The 5,327-nt window shown below is 67.3% G+C and carries 6 protein-coding genes; 5 read left to right on the top strand and 1 reads right to left on the bottom strand.

From position 1 onward, the window contains the following. Together ACOOGG_RS00255 and ACOOGG_RS00250 are read left to right on the top strand one after the other, a co-directional pair. A partial coding sequence (locus ACOOGG_RS00255) for an alpha/beta fold hydrolase (protein WP_420431093.1) occupies window positions 1-728 on the top strand: 728 nt, incomplete at its 5' end. Beyond that, window positions 725-1,936: a hypothetical protein gene (locus tag ACOOGG_RS00250; RefSeq protein WP_420431091.1), complete on the top strand. Its 1,212-nt coding sequence runs from the start codon at window positions 725-727 to the stop codon at window positions 1,934-1,936. The genes ACOOGG_RS00255 and ACOOGG_RS00250, both read left to right, overlap by 4 nt. Before the next feature lie 51 nt (window positions 1,937-1,987). Here ACOOGG_RS00250 and ACOOGG_RS00245 read toward each other — a convergent pair whose 3' ends face one another. After that, window positions 1,988-2,746 carry an SDR family NAD(P)-dependent oxidoreductase gene (locus tag ACOOGG_RS00245; RefSeq protein ID WP_420431089.1) on the bottom strand — a complete coding sequence of 253 codons (759 nt, stop codon included), beginning with the start codon at window positions 2,744-2,746 and terminating at the stop codon, window positions 1,988-1,990. Between the two features lie 58 nt (window positions 2,747-2,804). Here ACOOGG_RS00245 and ACOOGG_RS00240 point away from each other — a divergent pair, with 58 nt between their 5' ends. From ACOOGG_RS00240 to ACOOGG_RS00230, 3 genes are all read left to right on the top strand, one after another. Next, window positions 2,805-4,121 carry a sulfotransferase family protein gene (locus ACOOGG_RS00240; RefSeq protein WP_420431087.1) on the top strand — a complete coding sequence of 439 codons (1,317 nt, stop codon included), beginning with the start codon at window positions 2,805-2,807 and terminating at the stop codon, window positions 4,119-4,121. Between the two features lie 8 nt (window positions 4,122-4,129). Beyond that, window positions 4,130-4,810: a PaaI family thioesterase gene (locus ACOOGG_RS00235; protein ID WP_420431085.1), complete on the top strand. Its 681-nt coding sequence runs from the start codon at window positions 4,130-4,132 to the stop codon at window positions 4,808-4,810. A gap of 22 nt (window positions 4,811-4,832) precedes the next feature. Next, window positions 4,833-5,327 (top strand): aromatic ring-hydroxylating oxygenase subunit alpha (locus ACOOGG_RS00230; RefSeq protein ID WP_420431083.1); only part of this gene is annotated, 495 nt, incomplete at its 3' end.

Here is a 5,327-nt window from a genome sequence, read left to right as displayed (position 1 = left end):
CCCATTCCTGGGATCTGGTCAGCCTGGCATTGGCCGACCGCTACCACGTTCTGGCCCTCGACCAGCGGGGCCACGGCGACAGCGAGTGGGCCCGCGACGCCGACTACTCCTCGGGAGCTATGGCCGCCGACGCCGCCGCCTTCTGCGACGCGCTGGGGGTGGCCGACCCCATCATCATGGGCCACTCCATGGGCGGCATGAACACCATGCGGCTCACCCTCGACCACCCAGATCTGGCCAAGGCCATCGTGCTGGTGGACATCGGCCCCGAGATCTCCGAGGTCGGCACCCAGGTCATCCGCACGTTCGTCACCGAGAACCGCGAGTTCAAGGACCTGGACGACTTCGTGGCCGCGGTGCAGAAGTACGACCCGTACCGCACCCGTGAGCACATCGAGCGGACGGTCAAGTACAACCTGCTCCAGCGGGTGGACGGCACCTACATATCAAAGGTGGACCACGGCCCCCGGCTGGCCCATGGCGCCGAGCACCGCCGGGCCGGCGATCTGTTCACCATGGAAGACGCCGAGCGCATCGCCCAGCCGGTGCTTTTGGTGCGGGGCGCCGACTCCTGGGTGCTCACCGCCGAGGCCGCCGAGCGGTTCGCCGACGCCCTGCCCCACGGCACGCTGGTGACCGTTCCCGAATGCAGCCACAACGTGCACGGCCAGAACACCCCCGGTTTTCTGGCCGCGGTTGAGCCGTTCTTGGCAAGCTTCACGCCATGAGCGACATCGGAGCAGCGGTCGAGGCCTTAGACAACATGAGCGACATCGGTACCGCCATCGAGGCCTGGGACGAGTGGTGCGAACTGCTCAAGCGCATGGGCCGTGAAGTGGTCGTCCCGCCCTATCCCACCGACGACGGCGGCGATCTGGAGATGCTCGAGCACCTAGCCGACAACGTGGAGGCATTCTTGGGCTGGGAGGTTTTCCACGCCGACCCTGCCCGCCCGTTCTTCAACCGCCAGAACGACCTGACCGTGCAGTGGGGCGGCCCCAACGCCGACAACGTGTACCGCCACGCCCGCATAGAGCCCGGCCGCCGCTACCGGATCACCGGAAACATGCACGGCTGCGACGACTTCATCCTGGCGTTGCGGGCCGGGTTCATGCACAACGACGTCTGGGGCACCAAGGCCACCATCACCGCCCACGACCTCGGCCTCGGCCGCCATGACGACTTCGAGATCATTTTGGGCGGCGACGATCCCGGCGCGGTGGCCATCCCCGACGGGGTTCTCTCAGCGTCGATCCGGGAGTACTACTTCGACTGGACCGCGGAGGAGCCCGCCTTCTTCACCATCGAGTGCCTCGACCCCGAACCCGCTCCCGTGTTTGACGGCCCTGTCTTCGCCCAGCGGGTGCGCCGGGCCATGATGCAGATGACCGACTCCGTCGAGCGCTGGAACGCCTACATGGTGATGAACCGGGCCGAGCGCATCGACAACACCTTCACCAACCGCACCCTGGAGGTGTCCAAGGGCCTGTCCATGGCCCGCTACGAGTTCTGCTTCTGGGATCTGGCGCCCGACCAAGCCCTGATCGTGACCGCCGAGGTGCCCGAGGCCCACTACTGGGGCGCCCAGCTCTACATGATGGGCACCTTCGAGCTGGTCGACACCTACGCCCATATCTCGTGTCGCAACCAAACCCAGACCACGGTCGACTCTGACGGCAAAGTGCGCTATGTGGTGTGCGGCACCGACCCCGGCACCGCCAACTGGCTCGACAACGCCAACCGCCGCAACGGACTATGCACCCTCCGCTGGTTCTGGCCCACCGGCGACCAAGCCATGACCCCTACCACCCAAGTCGTCGACTTGTCCGACGTGGCCGCCGCCCTTCCCGCCGATCATCCCGCCGTGATCCTTCCTGACCGGGCTGCCGACCTAGCCACCCGCCAATCCCACCTGCGACATCGCTTCAGGACCTGAGCAGCAGTACCAAGTAGCTGCTCAGCGCGGTTCGTGATCTGCTTGCCTCTATCAGGGCCGCATCAAGCCGCCGCCGTCCACTTGGAAGGTCTCGCCGGTCACGTACTGGCTGGCATCCGACAGCAAAAACCCGATCACCGGGGCGATGTCGGTCACCGGATCCCCGTCGCGGCCCATGGGATGGTTATCGAACAGGGCCTTGTAGGCGGCCAGACGGTCGGGGTCGTCGTCGGGCGGGGCCCGGTGGGCCACCGACGCCGGGTTCACGCAGTTCACGGTGATTCCGTCGCGACCCCACTCACGGGCCGCTGTGCGGGTCAGCGAGCGAATGGCCTCCTTGGCCGCCCCGTAGGGTCCGAAGCCCGGTCCGCCGGTGATCCCCACGTTGGTGCCGAAGGTGATGATGCGGCCCCGGCCCTTGGTCGCCATGTGGGGGTGTACTGCCTGCATGAACCACAGGGTGCCCTTGGGCCCGGTGTCGAGCAGCAAGTCCATGTCCGACTCGCCCACCTCCAACAACGGCATGGTCGGCCGGAAAGACTGGGCGTTGGCTACCAGCCCGTCCACGGTGCCCCATCGCTCCACCGTGCGATCCACCACGTCGTTGGCATGATCCTGGCTGCCCACCGACCCTGGCACCGCCAGCACGTCGCCTCCCCGCTCTCGCAATTCAGCCGCGGTGGCCTCGATCCTCTCAGGTTTGCGGCTGGTCACCGTCAGATTCACGCCCTGGTCCACCAGGTATTCGGCGATGCCCCGACCGATGCCCTTCGAAGCCCCGGTGACGATTACGACCTGCCCTTCCAGCATCGCCTGAGCGTACTGTTCTAGGCAGTGCGAACTTGCTTCAGCCTTCAATGCGGCGACGATGAGCTGGACTCCTGACCCTCGGCCCGAATGGGTGGCCGCCGTAAACCGGGGCGACGCCGGCCCGGTGGTAGACGAGGCCCGCCGCCCGTTCGACCCCGACCTGTTGATGGCCGAAGCCCTGGTCCGCCAGGGCCGGACACCCGACGACCGGGCCGCATTGGGCGACGACGACTTCGTCGAGCCCCTCACCTTGTTCTGTCACGGGTTGGAACACGAGGCCGACCTCACCGTCATGGGCCGGTGGATGTCGCGGCGGATGATCCTGCGCCTTTTGGAAGTTCGCATCCAGCTCAACGACTACCTGGCCGCCGACCCCCGTACCCTGGACGAGCCCATTGACGAGCCCATCTTCGTGATCGGTGCCCCCCGCACCGGCACCACAGTCATGCACGGCGTCCTGGCCCAAGACCCTGCCCACCGGGCCCCAGAGGGCTGGGAGCTGCTCCGTCCGGTGCCCCCGCCCCACCCCGATCCCGACATCCGAGCCGCCGATCCCCGCATAGCCCTTGCCGGTGCCGAGTTGGTCATGCCCCAGACGGTGGCCAGCGGGATGCTCGCTATCCACGAGTACTCCGGGCGCATGTTCAAGGAGTGCCTGTCGGCCATGTCCTTCGAGTTCCGCTCCGAGGAGATGGTCAGCCGCACCGACGTCCCCACCTACCAGGGGTGGTATGACACCGCCGATCTGCGTCCCGCCTACCGCACTTACCGCAAAGTGCTCCAGGTATTGCAGCGCCGCATGCCCACCCGACGGTGGGTGCTCAAGTCGCCCGCCCACCTCCAAGGCCTGCCCGCCCTGCTGGAGGTGTTCGACGACGCCCGCTTTGTGATCACCCACCGCGACCCCACCGCAATCCTGCCCTCGGTCACCAGCCTCATTGCAACCATGCGCTGGGCCCACTCCGACCGGGTGGACTTCGCCGCCATCGGCCGCTATCACCTGGAGCTCTACGGCCGCAGCCTCGACAGCCTCATCGACCTCATCGACTCCGGCCGACTGGCTCCCGACCGAACAGCCCAAGTGCCCCACCGCCTGGCCAGCACCGACAAGCTGGCCGCCGCCCGCTCGGTGTATGAGCAGCTCGGCATGAAGCTGGCCCCGGGAACCGAGGCAGCAATAGCCGACTACGCGGCCGCCACCCCGCCCGGCAAACACGGCGAGCACCGCTACCAGTTTGAAGACCTGGGCCTCACCCGAGACGAGGTACGAGCCCGCTTCGCCCGCTACATCGACCGCTTCGACATCCCGGTGGCCAACGATGAGGGAACAAGGCGATGGCTGACCAAGAGCACCCCGGTGGCCAACGATGAGTGAGCAAGGCGATGGCTGACCAAGAGCACCCCGAGACCGCCTCGGCCTACCGGCTGGCCGAGCTGCTGGGCGAATTGCCCCACCCCGACGACTTCGGTTCCGAGGCCTACGAGCTGGTGGAGCGCACCCGCGATCTGGTGGCCGCAGTGTCGGCCAACGACGCCGAGGCCGCCACCCGGGCCGAGATTGCCCAAACCCTGTCCGAGATCACCGAGCGGCTGCGGGCCGCAGCCCGCGATCCTCACATCGTGGTGGCCAAAGACCACGACGGCACCATCTACAACCTGACCCAGGCCGGATCGGGCCTGCTCAACCCCCACGCCCCCCGGCTGATATTCGACCCGGTCCCCCTGCCCGACCCCACAGCCGAGCCCCTGCCGGTGGAGATGCGGGCCACCGTAACCCTCACCGAGGCCCACTCCGGCCCACCCCACCGGGCCCACGGCGGCGTAGTGGCCACCATCCTCGACGAAGCCCTGGGCACCGCCGCCACCCGAGCCGGCGCCACCGGCCTAACCGCTGGCATCAACATCCGCTACAAGACCGGCGTCCCCCTCCACACCCCGTTAGAGGTCACCTGCCGCTACTCCCACACCGAAGGCCGCAAACACATCGCCACCGGCGAGATCCGAGCCGGCGAAACTATCTGCGCCACCGCCGAAGCCATCTTCATAACTGAGTCGCGGACATAGGCCGTATGCCACGATTGTCGGCATGGTCGACATCGCACCCCCAGACGAGGCCGAGATTCTGGGCACCGCAGTCACCGCTTCAGGCCTCGCCGCCGAAGCCCCGGTGAAGATACCCGTCCAGCGCTATCTCTCCCCCGAGTTCGCCGAACTGGAGTACGAGCGGATGTGGCCCAAGGTGTGGCACGTGGCCTGCACCGTCGACCACATCGCCAACCCCGGCGACTGGTTCGAGCACCGTCTCGGCAAGTACTCGATCATCCTGGTTCGGGGCGAAGACGGCGTGCTGCGGGGGTTCCAGAACGTCTGCCGCCACCGGGGCAACTCCATCTGCCAGGGCTCGGGCACCGGTATCACCGAGCTGCGCTGCCCCTACCACCGCTGGGCCTGGGACCTAACCGGCCGCCTCCGGGAAATCCCCTCCCGCCGCGGCTTCGGCCCCATCAGCAACGACGACCTCCCGCTGGTGCCGGTTCAGGTGGACACCTGGGCCCGACTGGTGTTCGTCAACCTGGATCTC

It is taken from the genome of Candidatus Poriferisocius sp., assembly GCF_965214065.1.
Lineage (GTDB): Bacteria > Actinomycetota > Acidimicrobiia > Acidimicrobiales > Bin134 > Poriferisocius.
This window is presented reverse-complemented; position numbering and strand designations above follow the sequence as displayed.